The sequence below is a fragment of the Rufibacter tibetensis genome (assembly GCF_001310085.1).
In the GTDB taxonomy this organism is placed as follows: domain Bacteria; phylum Bacteroidota; class Bacteroidia; order Cytophagales; family Hymenobacteraceae; genus Nibribacter; species Nibribacter tibetensis.
This window is the reverse complement of the sequence record NZ_CP012643.1, coordinates 516,394-535,093: the sequence shown is the minus strand read 5'-3', so window position 1 is coordinate 535,093 and position 18,700 is coordinate 516,394. Positions and strand designations below refer to the sequence as shown.

14 protein-coding genes are annotated in these 18,700 nt (G+C 48.4%); 4 read left to right on the top strand and 10 right to left on the bottom strand.

What is annotated here, in order from left to right:
* Positions 1-7: 7 nt before the first annotated feature.
* The 9 genes from DC20_RS02000 to DC20_RS01960 all read right to left on the bottom strand — a co-directional run bounded on the left by DC20_RS02000 (position 8) and on the right by DC20_RS01960 (position 9,537).
* Positions 8-871, bottom strand: a complete 864-nt coding sequence (locus tag DC20_RS02000; protein ID WP_062542294.1) for an NAD(P)-dependent oxidoreductase — start codon at positions 869-871, stop codon at positions 8-10.
* 63 nt (positions 872-934) lie between these two features.
* Positions 935-2,302 (bottom strand): sensor histidine kinase, encoded by a 1,368-nt coding sequence (locus DC20_RS01995; protein WP_062542293.1) that lies wholly within the window; start codon positions 2,300-2,302, stop codon positions 935-937.
* A gap of 1 nt (position 2,303) precedes the next feature.
* Entirely contained in the window at positions 2,304-2,978 is a 675-nt protein-coding gene (locus DC20_RS01990; protein WP_062542292.1) for a response regulator transcription factor, read from the bottom strand.
* A gap of 20 nt (positions 2,979-2,998) precedes the next feature.
* A complete protein-coding gene (locus tag DC20_RS01985; RefSeq protein WP_157593014.1) occupies positions 2,999-3,922 on the bottom strand; it encodes a hypothetical protein in 924 nt (307 codons plus the stop codon).
* A gap of 88 nt (positions 3,923-4,010) precedes the next feature.
* Positions 4,011-4,487, bottom strand: coding sequence for a hypothetical protein (locus DC20_RS01980; RefSeq protein WP_157593013.1), 477 nt, complete (start codon positions 4,485-4,487; stop codon positions 4,011-4,013).
* Between the two features lie 389 nt (positions 4,488-4,876).
* The gene (locus DC20_RS01975) at positions 4,877-5,686 is read right to left on the bottom strand and encodes a hypothetical protein (RefSeq protein WP_062542289.1); all 810 of its coding nucleotides are present in this window, start codon (positions 5,684-5,686) and stop codon (positions 4,877-4,879) included.
* Between the two features lie 215 nt (positions 5,687-5,901).
* The gene (locus DC20_RS01970) at positions 5,902-7,776 is read right to left on the bottom strand and encodes a CocE/NonD family hydrolase (protein WP_062542288.1); all 1,875 of its coding nucleotides are present in this window, start codon (positions 7,774-7,776) and stop codon (positions 5,902-5,904) included.
* A 103-nt stretch (positions 7,777-7,879) separates the two neighbouring features.
* Complete coding sequence (locus tag DC20_RS01965; protein ID WP_062542287.1) at positions 7,880-8,614, bottom strand: hypothetical protein; 735 nt, start codon at positions 8,612-8,614, stop codon at positions 7,880-7,882.
* Positions 8,615-8,739: 125 nt separating this feature from the next.
* Positions 8,740-9,537, bottom strand: a complete 798-nt coding sequence (locus DC20_RS01960; protein WP_157593012.1) for a hypothetical protein — start codon at positions 9,535-9,537, stop codon at positions 8,740-8,742.
* 366 nt (positions 9,538-9,903) lie between these two features.
* Here DC20_RS01960 and DC20_RS01955 point away from each other — a divergent pair, with 366 nt between their 5' ends.
* A complete protein-coding gene (locus DC20_RS01955) occupies positions 9,904-12,444 on the top strand; it encodes a M14 family metallopeptidase (protein WP_083470212.1) in 2,541 nt (846 codons plus the stop codon).
* Positions 12,445-12,608: 164 nt separating this feature from the next.
* The gene (locus tag DC20_RS01950; protein ID WP_062542284.1) at positions 12,609-14,066 is read left to right on the top strand and encodes a PQQ-dependent sugar dehydrogenase; all 1,458 of its coding nucleotides are present in this window, start codon (positions 12,609-12,611) and stop codon (positions 14,064-14,066) included.
* Between the two features lie 97 nt (positions 14,067-14,163).
* Here the strand turns inward: DC20_RS01950 and DC20_RS01945 are convergent, their stop codons facing one another.
* Complete coding sequence (locus DC20_RS01945; protein WP_062542283.1) at positions 14,164-14,520, bottom strand: Rieske (2Fe-2S) protein; 357 nt, start codon at positions 14,518-14,520, stop codon at positions 14,164-14,166.
* A 986-nt stretch (positions 14,521-15,506) separates the two neighbouring features.
* On the opposite strand from DC20_RS01945, the gene DC20_RS01940 reads away from it, so the two are divergent.
* Positions 15,507-17,402 carry a lectin-like domain-containing protein gene (locus tag DC20_RS01940; protein WP_245652290.1) on the top strand — a complete coding sequence of 632 codons (1,896 nt, stop codon included), beginning with the start codon at positions 15,507-15,509 and terminating at the stop codon, positions 17,400-17,402.
* Positions 17,399-18,412, top strand: coding sequence for a PorP/SprF family type IX secretion system membrane protein (locus tag DC20_RS01935; RefSeq protein WP_062542281.1), 1,014 nt, complete (start codon positions 17,399-17,401; stop codon positions 18,410-18,412). Before DC20_RS01940 ends, DC20_RS01935 begins: the two co-directional genes overlap by 4 nt.
* The last annotated feature ends 288 nt before the right edge of the window (positions 18,413-18,700 follow it).

The following is an 18,700-nucleotide window of genomic DNA, read 5'->3' as shown; positions in this document are numbered from 1 at the left end:
GTGAAGCTTATTTAGGGTTCACAAACTGGTATACCGCTGAGAAGTCTTCTTGGGAGAGACCTGCTTGCTTGGCTTGAGCAAAAATTTCTTTCGCTGTGTGCAAAACGGGTAAGGCAATGCCTTGTTCATAGGCCGTCACGCCTGCCAAATGCAAATCTTTGTGCATCCATTCCAGCGGGAACTCAGGGGAGAAGTCACGGGAAAGGATCTTTTGTTCTTTCAATTTAAGGAAAGGTGCTCCGCCTGGTCCGTTCATCAGGGTCTGGCAAAGGACCTCTTCGGTAATGCCCAGCGAAGTACCCAGGCGCAATGCCTCAGAGAAAGCGGCCATAATTTGCCCGAAGAGCATGTTGTTCACCATTTTCATGCTGGCGCCTTGTCCGTGCGGGCCAATGTGCAACACCGCTTTGCCCATGGTGTCTAACAGCGGACGAACTTCTTCCAGGTCTTTGGTCTCACCACCCACCAGAAACACCAGTTGGCCTGTCTCTGCAGGAATGAGCGAGCCAGAAACAGGGGCATCCAGAAAGCGGTGGCCCATTTTGAGGGCCGCCACCGCCATGCGTTTACTAAAAGAAGGGTTCACCGTACTGGCGTCAATCCAGAGGGAGTTGCCAGGTAGTTCTTTCAGGAAACCCTCTTTGCCCAAGGCAACTTCTTCCACAGATTCTGGGGTGGCCAGCATGGTAAACACCACCCGGCACTGTCTGCCTACTTCTTCGGGTGAGGAGGCCAGTACGGCGCCTTGGGCTACCAATGCTTCTGCTTTTTCTGGGGTGCGGTTATACACTACCAGGCTGTGGCCAGCCTTTTGGAGATTGGCGGCCATCCGGCTGCCCATAATGCCTAATCCTATAAATCCTACGTTCATGTGGTTCTCATTTAAGTATGCACGAAAGTAGGAGTTACGCACAGCGCCACCAAGGGGTGCTGGTTAGTTTCTGCTTTGAGCCCAATTTGTGGAAAAGGCCATTGAATCAGGCAGGTTTCCTTTAGGGAATTGAAAGTTGAAGGTGGTTCCTTCGCCCACAGTAGACTGCACGGCTACCTCTATGCCATGAAAATTGGCAATAGTATTCACAATGGTGAGACCCAACCCGTGGCTTTCACCATCTGGGGCATGTAACCGTTTAAACCGGTTGAAGATGTGCGGCAGTTGTTCCTGGGCAATCCCAACGCCGGTGTCGTTGATGGATAGCTCGTAGCCTTCAGGGGTTGATTGCCCTTTAATGAGGATGGTTCCTCCTGGTTTGTTGTACTTGATGGCGTTATTCACCACGTTAAACAGCATGGTAAACAGCAAAGACTGGTTGGCCTTGTACAGGGTGTACTCGCTTTCCATCTCTACCTGCAGGTTTATCTCCCGGGCCTCTGCACGTTCTTTGATTTCCTCGGCTACTTCCTTGGTTAACTGCGGAATGTCTAGCGTTTCATTACGCAGGTACTGTTCATTTTCAATGCGGGAAATAAGAAGCAGGGCCTGAATGATACTTTTAAGCCGATGCAGCGTGCGCAGGTTGTCTACCAGTTTCTCCAGCATGGCATCTGGGGTTTCTGGATCAGATAAAAGGTTCTCTAACCGTGACTGCAGAATTGAGACGGGCGTGAGCAGCTCATGAGACACGTTCCCGATAAACTCTTTTTCTTTCTGAAACGCTTCCTGAATTTGCCCCATCATGGCGTTGATGGTGTTGTTGAGGTACAGGAAATCAGTTGTATTGGTGTTGAGCTCCTTGGGAGTGAAGGTACTGGGGTGTTCTATCCGCTGCAGGCGCTTCACAATCAAGGTAAGGGGGCGCAGCAAAATCTTACTGAATGCTAAATCCGTGAAAACCGTCAATAAAACCACGGCCGCCAAAAAGTAGAGGGCGTAGGTTTGCAGGGTTTGGCTGTTGTTTTCAATGGTGGCCAGAGAGCGGCCGATTTCCAAAAGGTAGCGTTTGCCGCCCAAATCAAAGGTAGAGGAGAGCACGCGGTAGTTCACAATCTCATTGTCAACCTTACGCAGGCTGTTCTCAATGCTGTTCACCACCTTGCCCGAGGAGATTTCTTCCAGAGAAATAAATTCTTCCCGGAACAGGTTATAAGAACCATAGGCATCGCCGGTTTCTTCCGTGATGAATGACTCGATGCCCTGCTCCTCAATAATTTTGTACATCTTCTCCTCTTTTTGCAGGAGGCGTTCATCGGCGTTGAGCAAGGCCACCTTGTTTACCAGAAGAGGCAGGCCTACTACCAGCAAAAGCAGGATGATGACCTTAGAGACCGCACTAAAGAGCGCTAATTTAGATTGAAGACGCATGTTACAAGGTTAACCGGTAGCCTACGCCCCGCACTGTTTCCAGCCAATCAGTTGGAATGTGGGCAGACAGTTTCTTGCGCAGGTTTTTGATATGCACGTCAATGTAATTGGAGTCATAGTCATCTTCCAGGATATTGCCCCAGATGTGTTCAGTTAGCTGCAGGCGCGTGAGAATTCGGTTCTTGTGCAGGAGCAGGTAGTGCAGAATATCAAACTCTTTCTTGGTGAGCACAATTTCCTGTGACCCAAAAGTAACGCGACGGGTACTGCTGTCCATTTCAAACCCATGAAACGCCACAGATGAAGATTTTATTTTGAACTTGCGGCGCAGAACAGCCTGCATGCGCGCTTGTAGCTCCAGCAATGAAAAGGGTTTGGGCAGATAGTCATCGGCGCCCAGGCCTAGTCCTTTGATTCTATCTTCCAAAGCACCGCGGGCAGTGAGTATGATAATGGCTGGATCGTGATCTGCAGACTTAGTTTCTTTGAGTAGGTCTAATCCATCATAATCAGGCAGGCCCAGGTCTAGCAGGATGAAGTCATACCGGTTCACGGCTATTTTCTCTGATGCTTCACGTCCGTTTGAGGCCCAGTCACAGATATAGTGTTCCTGCGCCAGGAAGTGCATCAGTTCAGTAGCCAGACTGGTTTCGTCCTCAACAATCAGGGTGTGCATAGGGTGATGTTTTGGTAGCGTTAAAAGGTATAGCTCAGGTTCAGAGAAACAAAGGACTGAGCCTTGGATTCATCACCTTCAAGTTTGTTTACCGGAAGAGAAAACCGGTAAGCAGGTTCAATATCAACGTTATATAAGCTGAACACCAGGGGCACGGTAATGGAGTAGTTCAGCACTTTAAATCTTTTTTCAACCGTAGTAGTGGTGGTAGTAGTGGTTTTGCCCTTCCCGTTGCCATTTCCGTTACCATTATTGCCAATGGGGTTCAAGGGATCCAGAACGGTTTCTACCGGGTTTTTCTTTTTCTCTGTGACTACAGTGTGGGTTTGTGAGAATTCCTGGGTACCGGCAATGACAGTAAATTTAGGGTCAATGCCCACCGGGTTCTTTCCTTTCCAGAGGTTTTGCAGCGGAATGTACCGCGAGTTATCCAGCACGGTGAATAGGTCACTACTGCCGCCAAAGATGTAGCTGGCAGAGAGGCCCGTTAAAAGATATTTCCAATCCAGGGTACCGGCAGCTGTGGCTGCGTTTGAGGTCACCGCCTTCACCAGAGGAGTGTTGGGGCCAAAGAAAAACCGGGAATAGCTTACCAATCCATCAAACCGTTCGCCCACTTTAAAACTGTAGCCCGCCGTCACATCGGTTTCGTCTATGAAATCCTCAGTGTTGAACAATTGGTACGACATGGCAGAGATGAACAACCCCGAAGTATGTGTGTAGGTCAGTGAGGCAGCTACGTACGGGTACTGCGTTGCCGTATTCCGGCCAAAAAACGTAGCATTGTTTGCAGTTTCCAGCCCCACCGTCCACCAACCTTTTTTAGAGGAAGTGTCTTGGGCAAGGATTGTGGAGGGCTCGCCCTCTAAAGGATATGTTTCAGCCAAGGCGGGAAAAGCCATGAAAAAGCTAAGCAGAGCACAGCAAGCAAGTATATTTTTCATCTGGGTAAAGTCAGTTAAAGGATGAAAAAGAAGGGGTAAAGTCGGTCTTGGGGCAGGACAGACATATGACAGATAGGGAGAAAAGAAATTAGTTTTTACCTACTTTAATGCGGCCTACTCCCACACCTCCTACTTTGATAGGCTTGGTTGCTTTTACCGCTTTAGTGACATTTCCGGCTGCTTTCACGGCGCTGGAGGCAGCTCCTCTGCCCGGACGTGCCGCACTTTGCGGTCGGCCAGCCGAGGAAACCTTCTCGGGCTTGTCCTGGCGCTTAGCGGTGGCTACTTCCTTTATTTCATTTTTTTCCTTGTCAGATTGGTCGCTCCCTTTCTTGTCTTTCGCCTTTCTGGGTTTGTCTTGTTTTGAACCATCTTCTATCTCTGGAGAAGGTAGCGTGGCAAGAGCGTCTTCTGAAGAAGTTTGAGCTCCTTCACTAGAGGTTAATAACGGTGTGCTACCAGTTAGAGCAGGTTCAGAGGTAAAGACAGGTTGTGCCAGTGCTGAAGCACCGGAAAGCACAACAGCCGCCACTAGGAGAAGGGATTTAAAATAAGCAGAGCGCATTCTACACAGTTTATTTTTCAAAGCTACTATTGAAAGGTGAAGAGAGGATGAAGAATTCAATTTTATAAATTTTTTTATTTTCTGGGCCATATTCTGCGCTTTGATTCTTGTCTGTTTTATCCAAAACCGGTCCAAAACAGATGAGTAGCGAAGCAAAGACTCAGAATAGTCCATACACTTATTTTACTACCCTCGCAGAAAGGTAAGCCTTGGTCTTACAGGTGGTGGAACCAAAGGCAGGGGAGGAGGTGGCCAGAAGCCAGTTCATAACAAAACAAACGCTGATTAGAAGTTTCATAGAAATGAGAGTTAGATAAGGTTCGGAATGGGAAAGGGTAAGTGGCCTCTGCCGAAGCATAGGCCACTTGAATTGGATTGTATAGGATTGGTTAGTTTTTACCCACTTTTAGGTGGGCGCCAGCGTTTACATTCACTGCTTTGACACCTTTTGTGGATAGGCCAGTGTTTACTTTAGCACGACGGGCACTGGAAGAACCACCTTTAGCGGCTAAACCAGTCTCGGTTTCAATTCTGCCGGCTCTTTGACGTTTTTGAGAAGCAGCCTCTTTCATGGTCTGCCCTTTTTCTTTTCCGGTGGCAAGAGTTTCCTTAGCAATGGTGCTCACTGCTTCGCCATGGTTTTCGTGGTCCTGCTTAGAAGCCTGAGCTTCAGTTTTGGCTTTTATTTTAAGCTCAGATTTAGACTGGGCAGAAGCTTCTTGGCCTTCTTCCTTCTTGGTTTCCTTTTGTGACTCTTTGCGAGCTTCCTTGCGGGCCTCTTTTTGCGCTTCTATCTGGGCTTCAGTGTTTGCTTTCAAGTCAACTGTTGTTTGAGTAGCAGCATCTAAAGTTCCCTTGGTCTGGGCCTTTGCTTCCTCTTTTCTAGTTTTAACTTCTTCTTTTCTAGCTTTAGCAGCTTCTTTCTGGGCAGTAGCTTCTTCTTTCAGGAAAGTAGCTGTTTCTTCTTTTTTTGCCTTGGTTTTGTCTGCCTTCGCTTTGGCAACCTCACTTACCATCTCGCCTTTTCCTGAGGCATCGGCGGAAGCGTTAGCTGCAACAGTTGCTTTGGCAGTGCTGCTGACAGTGGTACCGTGAGTGCTTTTTTGCTTTGTTTCTGGAGTGCCAGAGGTCGGAGTAGTTTGAGCAAAAGAGGTGGCAGCAATAAAGAATGCGGCGGCGAAGAAAGTTAACTTTTTCATATGGGTCAGATGGTTTTAAATGATTACTGCGTCAAAACTATCCTGTCAAGATGAAGAGAAGATGAAGAAATGCCTTCCTATAAAATTTTTTCAAATTTTTTTGTAAAACACCTTGTAAGGTGGTTTAAAGGCTGTTTTTATAAAAACAGATAGAAAACAGAAAGGCCGCTCTTTATGAAGAGCGGCCTTTCTGTTTGAGAAAAATTAAGAAATCTTTACAGAACCTTCACCTTTAAATAAGAAGGTTGTTGGGCATTGTGGTACACCCGGTGCGTGGCCTTCTGGAAATCTTCTGCTTTGGCCTCATAAATATTAGGCACATACTTCTGCGGATTGCGGTCTACCAACGGGAACCAGGTGCTCTGTACCTGCACCATGATGCGGTGGCCTTTTTTAAAGGTGTGTAGCACATCCTGTAACGGCACATTCACAGCGGTTACCTGGTTGGGCGTGAAAGGCTCTGGTTTTTCATAACTGTTTCTAAAGCGGCCGCGCAATACCTCACTGCGCACCATCTGCTGGTAGCCTCCCATCTTCACCGAGGCTGGATTGTGGGCGTTCTGCCGGGCGGTGTCTGGATACACGTCAATCAGTTTCACTACCCAGTCTGCATCTGAACCAGTGGTGGAAATGTTAAGGGCCGATAGAATTTCGCCTGCCAGGGTGATGTCTTCGGTCAATACATCGGTCTGATATACCAACACGTCTGGTCTGCGGCTAGCGAAACGCTGGTCGTCGGTCATGTACTCGCGGGTCATGCCTACGGTAGTTTCCTCAGAGAACGGTACTGGTTTGTCTGGATCACTGATGAACTCGTCAAAGCCAGTGCCACCGGCGGCAGGTTTCTCGAAGCTGAGTTTTCCGTTCGCCCCGAAGTACAGCAGACGTTCCTGGGTGTTTTTAGGGGGCCAAGCAGCAAATTCACGCCATTGGTTTGCACCGGTGTTGAACATATAGGCCTCAGGCAGGGCCGGAGTTCCTTTACCGTTTTCCTTCAGGTAATGACGGAAGAACTTGGCTTCTATGTTAGGCCGGTAGAACTCAGAGGTATTCTGACGGAAGGAAACTTTGCCTAGGTTTTCGCCGGTAGAGCGCGCCCAGCCGCCGTGAAACCAAGGTCCCATCACAATGGTGTTGTACGTGTTGGGGTTGTTTTTCTCAAGGGTCTTGTACGTCTCTAACGCCCCGAACAGGTTTTCGGCGTCAAACCACCCGCCTACGGTCATCACAGCAGGCTTGATGTTTTTCAGGTGCGGCCTGATGTTCATGGCTTGCCAGAAAGAGTCATAGTTAGGATGCTGCACGATGTCGTTCCAGAAGGCCACATTATTTTTCAGGTATAGCGCATTGGCGTTTGACAACGGACCCATGTGCATGAAGAACTCATAGCCGTCCGGCGTGCCGTGGTTGAAACGCGGGGCACCGGTAGGCGACGGCTGCGGACGCGGCTGCCCGAACGAAGCCAAGAAGTTGAAGGCGTGCGGCAGGAAAAAAGCACCATGGTGGTGGAAATCGTCCCAGAACCAATCAGTGACTGGCGCCTGCGGTGAAGAGGCTTTCAGGGCAGGGTGGTTGCTGAGCAATCCTACGGTGGTGTAATAGCCGGGGTACGAGATGCCCCACTGGCCCACGCGGCCGTTGTTGTTGGGCACGTTCTTCACAAGCCAGGCAATGGCGTCATAGGTATCGGTGCTTTCGTCAATGTCTTTCTTGCCTTTCTTCGCAATCTGCGGACGCATGTTCACAAACTCGCCTTCGCTCATGAACTTGCCGCGCACATCCTGGTAAGCAAAGATGTAGCCTTCACGCATCATGTCTGTAGAGGGGCCGAGCACCGTTTTGTATTTGTCTGCCCCGTACGGACCCGCGGAATAAGGCGTACGGCTGAGCATGATGGGGTACTTCTGGCTTTTGTTTTTAGGGGCATACACCACGGTAAAAAGCTTGGTGCCATCACGCATGGCAATCTGGTGCTCCGTTTTAGTGTAGTTTTCCCGAATGTAGGCCGAATCTGAAAGGGTTTGGGCAGAGGCAACAAGCGAGGGCCACAACAGGACCAGCAGGAGCCATTGCCAGATATTTGGTTTCATAAAGCGTTTGTTAGTTCGTATTAGTGTAGGCAAAATAGGCAATTCAGACACGTAAGCCAAAGCTGTTTATACCTTGTTTTCAGAAAAGACAGCCTAAACCCAATTACCGTTTTCGCATAAAGCGTGAACTGGATACGTACAGTCCAATGCCTGATAGTACCGTTAACACGCCTGCTATAGAGAAAGCACGCAAAAGCCAGTTGCCAAAATGATCGCGGGTTTGGTAGTCCATGGTATGCAGCATCCATAAGAAGTCAAACAGCCGCCATTTTTCATTCCGGAACTTAGTAGCGGTGCCTAAAGCTGCGGGTACATAGACGGTACAACCTGAGGGATGATCCATAGTAACAGCCCAGGCGGGTAGGGGACTCTCGCGGTATTCGTGGTGGCCGTTTACGTTGGCGGCGGTGATGTACTCTACCTTCTGTACCTCTACATTTGGTAAAAAGGCGGCTTGGGCTACCTGAATGGCTTCAGGGCGGGAAAGCATTGGCCTTAGGCGACCGGTTTTGGTTTCAGCCAGTTGGTATAAAACTTCTTTAGAGCCCAGTGGTAGATATTTCACCTGGTACATGGGTGCGCTCAGCACGTTTACCACTTTCAGGTCTAACAAATTGCTTTTCGCCGGAAGCTGCGACAATACACTGTCTGGGCTTACCCAACCGGGTTGCCAGGTAAGAGCCGGAGTTTCGCGCCGTTGTAAGTCCCCGTGAATCTCGTCCATGTTGCTCCAACTGAAATACAGGCCGCCTATGGTCCAGCCCAGGAATTGAAGTCCGGCCAACAGGCCCAGGTACCGGTGCCACCGGCGAATTTGGTATCGGAAGTTTCGGCGCATAAAGTGGGTGCAATGGAGAAACAAAGAAAGTAGTTTTCCTGATTTTATGGCACGTTACCTGTAAAAAGGAGTCAAAACAGAAAGGCCTGGTTTCCCAGGCCTTTCACAAAAAGAAGTGGTGCCGCTTATTGGCAGTTATAATCAATGTTGATGACGCTTACCTCACCGTTCTGAGAAGTTCTGGTAGTTTTGGTTGGGTACCCATTCTCATTAAACACGTAGGTGTTGGTGTAAGAAAGGTCTTTGTCTACGGTGTTGCCTTCTTTGTGTACCTCCGTCAAAATGTTGTTCGCCGCGGGCGGAGTCATACCAGGAAGTCCTATGAAAAGCGCCATAAAAGCAGCCGTAGGAGTGGGCTTGCTGTCATAGGTGTACTCTGTGGTATTGTCTGGCGTGGTAGAATCCTGATCGCCAAACTCTTTTACCAGGGTAACATTGCCTTTTGAGTCATACTGGTAGGTGGTGTAGCCAAAAGGAAAGAGTTGGGGATCATCTTCGTCTTCACCCGGAAAGGCGAGGTAGCGGGTTACTTTAGAAATTCTGTTTCCAGAATATTCAAATTCTGCTAAAAGCCCGGCTCCCTGAAACTCAGGCGTAGTAATCATAGTGCCCGTTAACTTGCCTTGGTTGTCATACATATATTCAAAGGATCCATCGGTGCCGAAAGGCATTTTTGCTGGCTTGTCTGCTTTGTTACCAGAGGTATGATACTGCACATTTACTGAGCCAAACTCATCATTAGAGAAAGAGGCAATCTTGCCGTTGCTGTACGTGATGCTTGTAACCTGGTCTTCGTCAGTCACTTTCACTGGAAGGCAGGTTTTGTTTCCAGTGTTTGGACCAGTATCATCGTCTTCAGTACAAGAGCTAAACACGAATAAAGAGCAGGCTATTAGAAGGTAAAGTAACTTGGGGAATTTCATTGTAGCATTAAATTGGTTAATGATGAAGTGTTGTTTTTGAAATAGATGCAAAGCGCTTTTCTGCATTTCAAAAGTATAGACACCCTTTTTTTGCGTTACCCCTAATGCTACTTCAACTTTTTTTAATTATATTCCATGTAGCTACTTGCGTTCAATAGCAATCACTGGCTGTAGTGGCCAAGCAGGAGCCTCTTAGGTTTGGGAAGTGTATGGCCTACTATAAGGCTGCAAAAAGATTGGTTTTCAAGCCTGTTTTGCAGAAAGCACCTTTAAAACATATCTGGAAAGCCTTATACTTTCGGCTATTTTAATGAAATTTGAAAATTGCTTTTACCTCCGGGGAAAGCCTACTCAAGCAATACTTATATGTTGAAATCATTCTTGAAACATGCCCTGTGTTTAGGGATGTTCCTCTACGGTGTTTCGGCGGCCTACGCACAAACGGCGCTGCAAACACCTGAGCAGTTCCTGGGCTACCGCCTGGGAGAGCAGTTTACGTACCATGGCCGCATTGTAGATTATGTGCGCTACCTGGCTAGCCAGAACCAGAACAAAATGCAGGTGCAGACCTACGGGCATACCTATGAAAACCGTCCCTTGCTGCTGGCCACCATTTCCTCACCGGCCAACATGCAGCGCCTGGAGGAAATCAGAACGAATAACCTGAAAAACACGGGCCTGGTAAGCGGTCAGCCTACCGGCGGAAAGCAGCCGGCCATTGTGTGGTTAAGCTACAACATTCACGGCAATGAGTCTGTTTCTTCTGAGGCTGTGATGCAGGTGTTGTATGACTTAGTAAACCCCAGCAATGCCCAAACCCAGCAGTGGCTGGAGAACACTGTGGTTATGATTGATCCTTGCGTAAACCCCGACGGGCGTGAGCGCTACACCCAATGGTATAACCGGGCCCGGAACCAGGTACCTAACGCTTCTCCCTGGGCTTGGGAACACCATGAACCCTGGCCGGGCGGACGTCCTAACCACTATTACTTTGACCTGAACCGTGATTGGGCTTGGCAAACGCAGATTGAATCAAAGCAGCGGGCTGCGGTTTATAGCCAATGGATGCCGCAACTGCACGCCGATTTCCATGAGCAAGCGGTAGACAACCCGTATTACTTTGCACCCTCGGCGAAGCCTTATCATGACGCAATTACGCCTTGGCAGCGTGAGTTCCAAGGCATTATTGGGGATTACAACCGCAAGTACTTTGATAAAAACAACTGGCTCTATTTCACCCGTGAAAGCTTTGACCTTTTCTACCCAAGTTACGGTGATACCTGGCCAACCTACCAGGGTGCTATTGCCATGACGTATGAGCAAGGCGGCTCGGGCCGGGCCGGGGTAGTCATCCAGAAAGCCGATGGGGACAGCCTTACTTTAAGTCAGCGTATTGCCCACCACCATGCCGCCAGTTTGGCTACGGTAGAAGCCATCTCAGACAAAGTAGACCAGGTAGTAAAAGAGTTCAGGAAGTTCTACTCCGATGCGCAAACGAAACCCTTCGGGCAGTACCGCAGCTACGTGTTCAAAATGAAAGGCGAAGAAGGCCGCATCAAAGAATTGACCGACTATCTGGATCGCCAGCAAATCCGTTACGGGTACGCCAAAGGAGCCGGAAGCAGCAAAGGCTTTAACTACCAGAACGGCAAAACCGAGTCAATAAAGTATGAGGCAGGCGATCTGGTAATTAGCGCCTACCAGCCTAAATCTACCTTGTTGAACGTGTTGTTTGAACCCTCTGCCCGGTTAGAAGACTCTGTGACCTATGACATCACTGCCTGGTCGTTGCCGTATGCATATGGGCTAAAAGGCGCTGCGTTTACTGGCCGTATTTCCATGAACGACTCCAAACCAGCCGCCGCAATCACCAACACGACGGTGCCTGCGGCCTACGCCTACATTGCTCCCTGGAACGGAGTACAAGACCTGAAATTGCTGGCATCTTTGCTTAAATCCAAAGTGCGCGTACGGTATTCAGAAGTGCCTTTTGAGCAGAATAAAGTAAAATATGCTCCTGGAACCCTCATCATTACCCGCACCGGAAACGAAAGCTTAGGCGCTAAATTCGACCAGCTTGTGACCCGGGCAGCCGATTCATTAGGAATCAAATTGACGTCATCTACCACAGGTTTTGTCACCAACGGCTCCGACTTTGGGTCACGCAGTGTACGGTATGTAAAGGCCCCAAGAGTTGCCTTGTTGACGGGCGAAGGGGTTTCTCCTTACGGATTCGGGGAGATCTGGCATTACTTTGAGCAGCAGATCGGGTATCCTGTCACCGTGTTAGGGGGAGATTATTTCGCCAATGTGCCGTTGCATGAGTTTGATGTGCTTATTCTGCCTACTGGTTCTTACACGCGCATACTGGAAGAAAAAACCTTGAACAAAGTGAAAGATTGGGTACGGGCCGGTGGTAAACTCATTGCCATGGAAAGTGCCGTGACCTTTTTAGCCGATAAACCAGATTTCGCGGTGAAAAAGAAAGCTCCTGATACCACCAATGCGAAAAAGGCTCCTTCGGCAGAAGACCTTAAGAAATATGCCAATCGCGAGCGTGAATCTATTTCTGAAGAAGTGCAGGGCAGCGTATTCCGGATTAACTTAGACAACACCCATCCACTTGCTTTCGGGTACGGGACCACCTATCCGGCTTTGATCAGAACCAGTACGTTGCCCCAGTTCATGAAAGACGCTTGGAACGTGGGTGTGGTGAAAGAAGAAGCCCCTGCTACCGGATTTGTAGGCTCCAAAGCCGAAAGTAACTTACAGAATGGTTTGGTTTTGGGGGTGCAGGACTTAGGTCGTGGGCAGGTGGTGTATCTGGTAGACAACCCGTTGTTCAGAGCTTTCTGGCAGGGCGGTAAACTGATGTTCGGGAACGCTGTTTTCCTGGTAGGACAATAAGCCTCACTGCCTTCCTCATTACAGAACGCCTGCTACAAGCGGGCGTTCTTGTTTTCTGGCTCTTTTTAGGGAAAAGGAGGTGAAAACGAACGGCTTCTTGCTTCTTGACGAAATCAATTTTAGTTTTAATGAGTATGCATCTTTAAGAGATAACAAAAAACCATATGCGTTCATTCGTAACCTTTGCCTCTGCCTTTCTGGTAGGGCTTATCAGTTTTACCAATTGCACCAAGAGAACTTCATCTACTGCTACTCAAACAGGAGGGGGTATGGCAGCAGAGCAGCAATTGGCCGGAGATGATCTAACCAAAGCCCGCGCCAATTACACTAACTTCTGCGGAGGCTGCCACGGCCGTTCTCTGGAGACGTTTGTAAACCGCAAATGGCAGCATGGAGATTCGCCGGAGGCGCTGTTCAAGGGGATTAAGCACGGGTACCCAGATCAGGGAATGCCTTCTTATGACACCACTTTCACCGACCAGGAAATACGTCACTTGGTTTCATACATCAGGGAAGGGATTGTGGCACAAAAAGGAAAAACAGAAACCAAGTCTAACGCAGCCGTCCTCAAATCAGAGAAACTCAACTTCCAACTAGATACTGTCCTCACGGGAATAAATGTGCCTTGGGCAATGGCATTCCTCCCCAACGGGGACATGCTGGTAACGGAGCGCTCTGGTACCCTGTACCGCTTCACCAAAGCCAAGCAGTTGCAGAAAATTGAAGGGGTTCCTGAAGTCTTGGCCCAAGGGCAAGGTGGTTTACTAGACGTGAAATTGCACCCGGACTTTAGCAAGAACAACATCATTTTTCTTTCCTATTCGGCTGTGAAGAGGGATGGTGGCCAAACGCTTTCCACCACCGCCATTATGCGGGCGAAGCTGGAAGGAAACAGCCTGACAAACCAGAAGCAGATTTTTGAGGCCCAGCCGTACGCCAGAACCCGTCACCACTACGGAAGCCGCATTGAGTTTGGTCGCGACGGCTACCTCTACTTCTCCATGGGCGATAGAGGAGGCACCAAAGTAAACCCGCAGAACTTAAGTGTGCACGCCGGTAAAACGCACCGCATCAAAGAAGATGGCTCTATTCCCGCGGACAATCCATTCGTGAACAGGCAGGATGCTATGCCTTCCATCTATACCTTCGGGAACCGCAATGCGCAGGGAATGGCATTGAACCCTACTACCGGTGACATCTGGCTGCACGAACATGGCCCCAAAGGCGGCGATGAAGTGAATATTGTCAAGAAAGGCGCTAACTACGGCTGGGCAGATGTCACGCACGGCATAGATTATAACGGGTCAAAAATCTCTGACCTGAATCAGAAAGATGGCATAACAGATCCTATCAAAATCTGGGTACCGTCTATTGCACCATCGGGTATGGCTTTCGTGACGGGTGACCGATACAGCGGCTGGAAAGGTAGTCTGCTGGTGGGCTCACTCAGCTTCAAGTTCCTGAGCCGCCTGGAACTGGACGGAAACAAAGTAGTAAGGGAAGAACGATTGCTACAAGATATTGGCCGAGTGCGTGACGTACGGCTTAGCCCAGATGGCTACGTCTACATTGCCGTAGAAAACCCCGGTATTATTTACCGGCTGGTTCCGGTTTCTAACTAGTTTATTCTAACCTAAAGTGCTGGGTATTGGAGCCGTTTTCTGTAAAACAGCTCCAATACCCAGCACTTTTTTTAATATGGTAGCCGATCAACAGACATCAAGAAGCACTGGTTTGGCTTTCTACAGTTTCCTCTGGCACTTCCACGTACACCCCGCCTTCCCGTGTCTCTAAAGTAAATCGCTTCAAGGGGCGGGTGCGGCCTTTGCATTCTTCTCCAGAAATCAAATGGAAACGATAGCTGTGCCAGGGGCAGATGATCTCATTAAGGTAATTAGTGGTTCCCCGGCTAAGCGCATCCCCTAAATGCGGGCATAGGTTCTCCACGGCAAATAGCCCGGAAGGTGTGTGCGCTATGCAGATTTCCTGTCCGGCTGCCACAACAGCTATGGACCGGGTTACCGGTATCTGTTTTTTAGCTTCGTCTTCGCTGTCAAAGAGTTTGATCCATTGCATATGTGTGCGTACGGAGAATGGCAAAACCTGTTTTGGGTACTCTTTTCTGAAAGGGGAGGGGAAACGGAAAATGAAGGTTTGGAAAGTAGCTAAAATGAAAAAGCCCGGAAAAACCGGGCCCCTTACACCAAACTAACAAACAAAACTTTTAAACAAACCTAAATCACTAAACAAGACCGAGGGAAGTGCAGCTAGCTGAGAGGGAATCAGGAACTGTGGTCTCGTTTAGTGATACAAATATGCAGCGTCTTTGACCGGCCGGCAACCCAAATAAGAGGAAGCAGTCTTTTTCCTGTCTGAACCAAGAAAAACCCGGAGTGAACTGGAATACGACGGAGTCAACAGGCTTATAAGGTGCCTGAAACCGGAACTCAGAAATTCCTTTTTTTTCTCAGGAGTAAGTAAAAATTGTCTTCTTTAGGAGAAATAACTGCAGGTGTTTCCTTCTAAACGAGCAAAAAAGACCAGTAGAAGCTGAAAACTTTTATGTTTTATCTTCTACTGGTCTTTTTTGCATTACCCCTTTGTAGTGAGGCTAAACAGCTAAAAAGAGGGCTTCCTCGCACTTGGTTTCCTGTTAAGCTGGCTATTCTTTCCCTCCCACAACTCTTTACCTGAATTTATTAGGGTTGATTTTCAATTACATATATCTATATCTTTTAATATTATATATTTTATAAATCTATTTTTTAATTAAATCGTTATATAAAATAAAACTATAAAGGTTTTTTAATAAAAAAATTGTATTATTTTAATTAAGTGAAGTTGGTGGAAGTTAGCAGTGGCACTCTCTTCAGGTTCCTCCAAGGTAAGACAGTTTATTGCTCTACAGGCGTATGAAAGGACTCAATACTCTTAAATTATTTTCCAGCACCTGGTTTTCAAAAACGCTGCAAGAGAGGATTGTATGCTGTAGTTGCATCTTATTGTTGTTTCTGTTTACCGCTATACCAAGCTCTGCACAGTTTGTCACCAAAGGGGATGCTGTGCAGATTTCAAGTACGTGTTACAAAATCACCCCTGACGAAGAATACCGGTTTGGCACAATTTTCTGGAAAGACAAAATAGATCTCTCAAAACCTTTTGAGCTTTCTTTCATTGCTTTTCTGGGTACCAGAGACCAGCAAGGAGCAGACGGGATTGGTTTTGTGTTCCATAATGACCCTACCGGTTTTGATGCCCGGGGAAACTCGGCGGCGGGGTTGGGGTTCGGCTATGATGAGTTACATTACACGCCAGACAAAGCTATTGTGCCCTCAGTTGCCATCGAGTTTGATACCTATGATAATGGGCCGGAGAATGGAGACATTCCGGCTGACCATACTACCGTGGTATACAATGGCCAGACAAACAGGCCCAAGTTTCCACCAGTCCTCATTGATCCAAATAATGAAGACGTGGAAAATAATACCTGCCACACCTATACCATCACCTGGAACCCTGCTACGCAGAAACTACAACTTTACTTTGACGAACAACTGAGGTTCAGCCACCAAGATGACCTAATCAGGAATGTATTCAAGGGAAGCAAGGAAGTGTATTACGGGTTTACGGGTTCTACCGGTGACAAAAAGAACGAGCAGACTATTTGCATCATTGACGCCGGGAGCAAACCGGTAGCAGTGAAAGACCAGGCCACAGCCGTGCCGCTTTTGCCATCAACTATCAATGTGGCTGGAAATGATTTTCATACCAAACGTGAACCTATCAGCGTCTCGCAAATCATAACCCAACCTAAAAACGGGTCAGCTTCACTTTTAAACAACCAGGTCGTTTACACCGCCAACCGTAATTTCACGGGAGTTGATTCCCTTCAGTATGAAGTCTGCGAGAGTTCCTCTGACCTTTGCTACACCAAGTGTGCCACTGCCTGGGTGCAGATTCAGGTGTCGTGCCCCCCAATGCCACAGCCTGAACTTGAGGCTAATGGCGAGCTTTCCATATGTGCTGGGGAAGGAGTAGAGCTAATTGCCACCAAGGGAGAAAACAACTTATACCAATGGTGGAAAGATGACCAGAGAATTGGTGGGGTTGTGAGCTCAAACACGTTGGAGGCCAAAGAAACGGGAACGTATTGGGCCGAACTCACCAACACCTGCGGTGCCAAGGTTCTCACGAATAAGGTGGTGGTTTCTAAAAAAGAGCTCCAAATCACTCCTTTAACTTCAAGTGTGTCCAGATGTGGCCCCGGGAGCGTGACAATAGAGGCCTTTCACAAAGCAGCCGATAAATACAGATGGTATGACGCGCCAACCTCTACCAAACCAATTGCTGAAAATACGTCAGGAGTTTACAAGACGCCAGATTTGAAGGTGAGCACGACCTACTATGTGTCGCTGCTGGAGAACGGATGTGAAAGCTCCAGAGTACCAGTAAAAGCGATCATTAAGCCCTTGCCTGTGGTGAAAGTGGGGCCAAATGTCACGATTGGTCTGGATAAAAGCATCGTTTTACGGGCCAGCGGCGGAGTTTCTTATTTGTGGAGTCCTCCCACCGGCTTGAGCGATGCTTCTAGCCCCACTCCAACGGCTCGGCCCCTGGAGACCACCACCTACACCGTTAAAGTAACTGATGCCCAAGGCTGCCAAAACCAGGCCTCAGTCACCGTCACTGTCTCTGATAACCTAATCATACCTACTGCTTTTTCTCCTAACGGCGACGGCACAAACGAAACCTGGGAAATCACGAACATGCTCAACTATCCTGGTGCCACGCTGCGCGTCTTTGACCGGTGGGGCGGAAGTGTGTATGAGACGAAGGGGTACCAGAACAACTGGAACGGAACCTTGAAAGGAAAGCCCTTGCCGGTAGGTACATATTTTTATCACATCCATCTGGAGCAGGGCCAAACATTGACCGGTTCTGTAAGCATAGTAAGATGAGGCAGGTACAGATACTATTTGGAACCCTGCTGCTGTGCTGTTCCCTCGTAAGCACCTCCACGTTGCTGTATGGTCAGCTAAGGGCACAATACACGCAGTACATGCTGAACAACTACGTGCTGAACCCAGGTATTACCGGCATAGAGGATTACCTTGATCTTAAACTCAGCAGCCGTAGCCAGTGGGTAGGCATTGATGGGGCACCCAAAACTATTTACCTGACGGGCCATACCAGCCTTGGGGTAGGAAATGGTTCCTCTTCAAAAGGTGGTTCCACCCAACCGCAGGGAGACTTTTCTGCTGGGCTGGACACTTATGGAAAGTACCGGAGATTAAGGCCCCATCATGGTGTGGGCGGGTCCATTATCTATGACCGTATCGGGCCCTTTGTGCAGGCAAAAGTAAATGCCTCTTACGCCTACCACTTATGGCTTAGCAAATCCATGAAAATGTCAATGGGTGCCTCAGCGGGTCTGGTTAGACAGTCTTTTCGGGCAGATGACGTGACGTTTCATGATAATACAGATGTAGTAGCGGTAGGCCGTTCTTCTATGAGGCCTGACTTCTCCGTTGGGGTATGGCTCTATTCCAAAGAGTTCTACGTGGGGGCCGCCGCTTCTCAGGTCTTAGGGCAAGATATGGCTACGCAGGAAGACGCTTCGTTTAGGCCTCATCTTTTTCTCACAGCCGCATACAAGCTGAATGTCTCTGACGAGCTGGCCCTTATTCCCTCCGTTTTGCTTAAGCATATAGCACCTGTTCCCATTGCCCTGGATGTAAACGCACGCGCTGTGTATGCCAACAGAGTATGGATAGGCGCTTCCTACAGACAGGGAGAGAGTTTCGCCGGACTAGCTGGCGTCTCTTTGAGTCATACCTTTGACGTGAGTTATTCCTATGATTTCGGGACCAAGGCAGTTAGTAGCGTCAGTTCCGGAAGCCATGAGCTTGTAGTAGGCGTTCGGTTGCTCAACCGTAAAATGGCTATTTGTCCGCAGAACCTCTGGTAAGACGAATCTATGCTTTGGAAGCTCCTTTTCTAAAGCCCTCCGTTCTCTGAGGCAAGCTTTATTCTGAGCCGCCGCACCATATAAGAGAAGTAGTTGAATAGTGGATGCGCTTTAGTAGATGTTCTAAAATGAAAAAGCCCGGAAAAACCGGGCCCCTTACACCAAACTAACAAACAAAACCTAAATTCTTCTAAAGAGCTGCATTCAGCAGTGATCAATCATACGGTGGGGAATCTTCCTTTTAGCAGGTGGCTCAACCTCTTCCGTGCCGATTAATGATACAAATAT

What these genes read in the sequence shown, in the direction of transcription:
- DC20_RS02000 (WP_062542294.1), bottom strand. Translation starts at nt 871, where the DNA reads ATGAACGTAGGATTTATAGGATTAGGCATTATGGGCAGCCGGATGGCC.
- DC20_RS01995 (WP_062542293.1), bottom strand. Translation starts at nt 2,302, where the DNA reads ATGCGTCTTCAATCTAAATTAGCGCTCTTTAGTGCGGTCTCTAAGGTC.
- DC20_RS01990 (WP_062542292.1), bottom strand. Translation starts at nt 2,978, where the DNA reads ATGCACACCCTGATTGTTGAGGACGAAACCAGTCTGGCTACTGAACTG.
- DC20_RS01985 (WP_157593014.1), bottom strand. Translation starts at nt 3,922, where the DNA reads ATGAAAAATATACTTGCTTGCTGTGCTCTGCTTAGCTTTTTCATGGCT.
- DC20_RS01980 (WP_157593013.1), bottom strand. Translation starts at nt 4,487, where the DNA reads ATGCGCTCTGCTTATTTTAAATCCCTTCTCCTAGTGGCGGCTGTTGTG.
- DC20_RS01975 (WP_062542289.1), bottom strand. Translation starts at nt 5,686, where the DNA reads ATGAAAAAGTTAACTTTCTTCGCCGCCGCATTCTTTATTGCTGCCACC.
- DC20_RS01970 (WP_062542288.1), bottom strand. Translation starts at nt 7,776, where the DNA reads ATGAAACCAAATATCTGGCAATGGCTCCTGCTGGTCCTGTTGTGGCCC.
- DC20_RS01965 (WP_062542287.1), bottom strand. Translation starts at nt 8,614, where the DNA reads ATGCGCCGAAACTTCCGATACCAAATTCGCCGGTGGCACCGGTACCTG.
- DC20_RS01960 (WP_157593012.1), bottom strand. Translation starts at nt 9,537, where the DNA reads ATGAAATTCCCCAAGTTACTTTACCTTCTAATAGCCTGCTCTTTATTC.
- DC20_RS01955 (WP_083470212.1), top strand. Translation starts at nt 9,904, where the DNA reads ATGTTGAAATCATTCTTGAAACATGCCCTGTGTTTAGGGATGTTCCTC.
- DC20_RS01950 (WP_062542284.1), top strand. Translation starts at nt 12,609, where the DNA reads ATGCGTTCATTCGTAACCTTTGCCTCTGCCTTTCTGGTAGGGCTTATC.
- DC20_RS01945 (WP_062542283.1), bottom strand. Translation starts at nt 14,520, where the DNA reads ATGCAATGGATCAAACTCTTTGACAGCGAAGACGAAGCTAAAAAACAG.
- DC20_RS01935 (WP_062542281.1), top strand. Translation starts at nt 17,399, where the DNA reads ATGAGGCAGGTACAGATACTATTTGGAACCCTGCTGCTGTGCTGTTCC.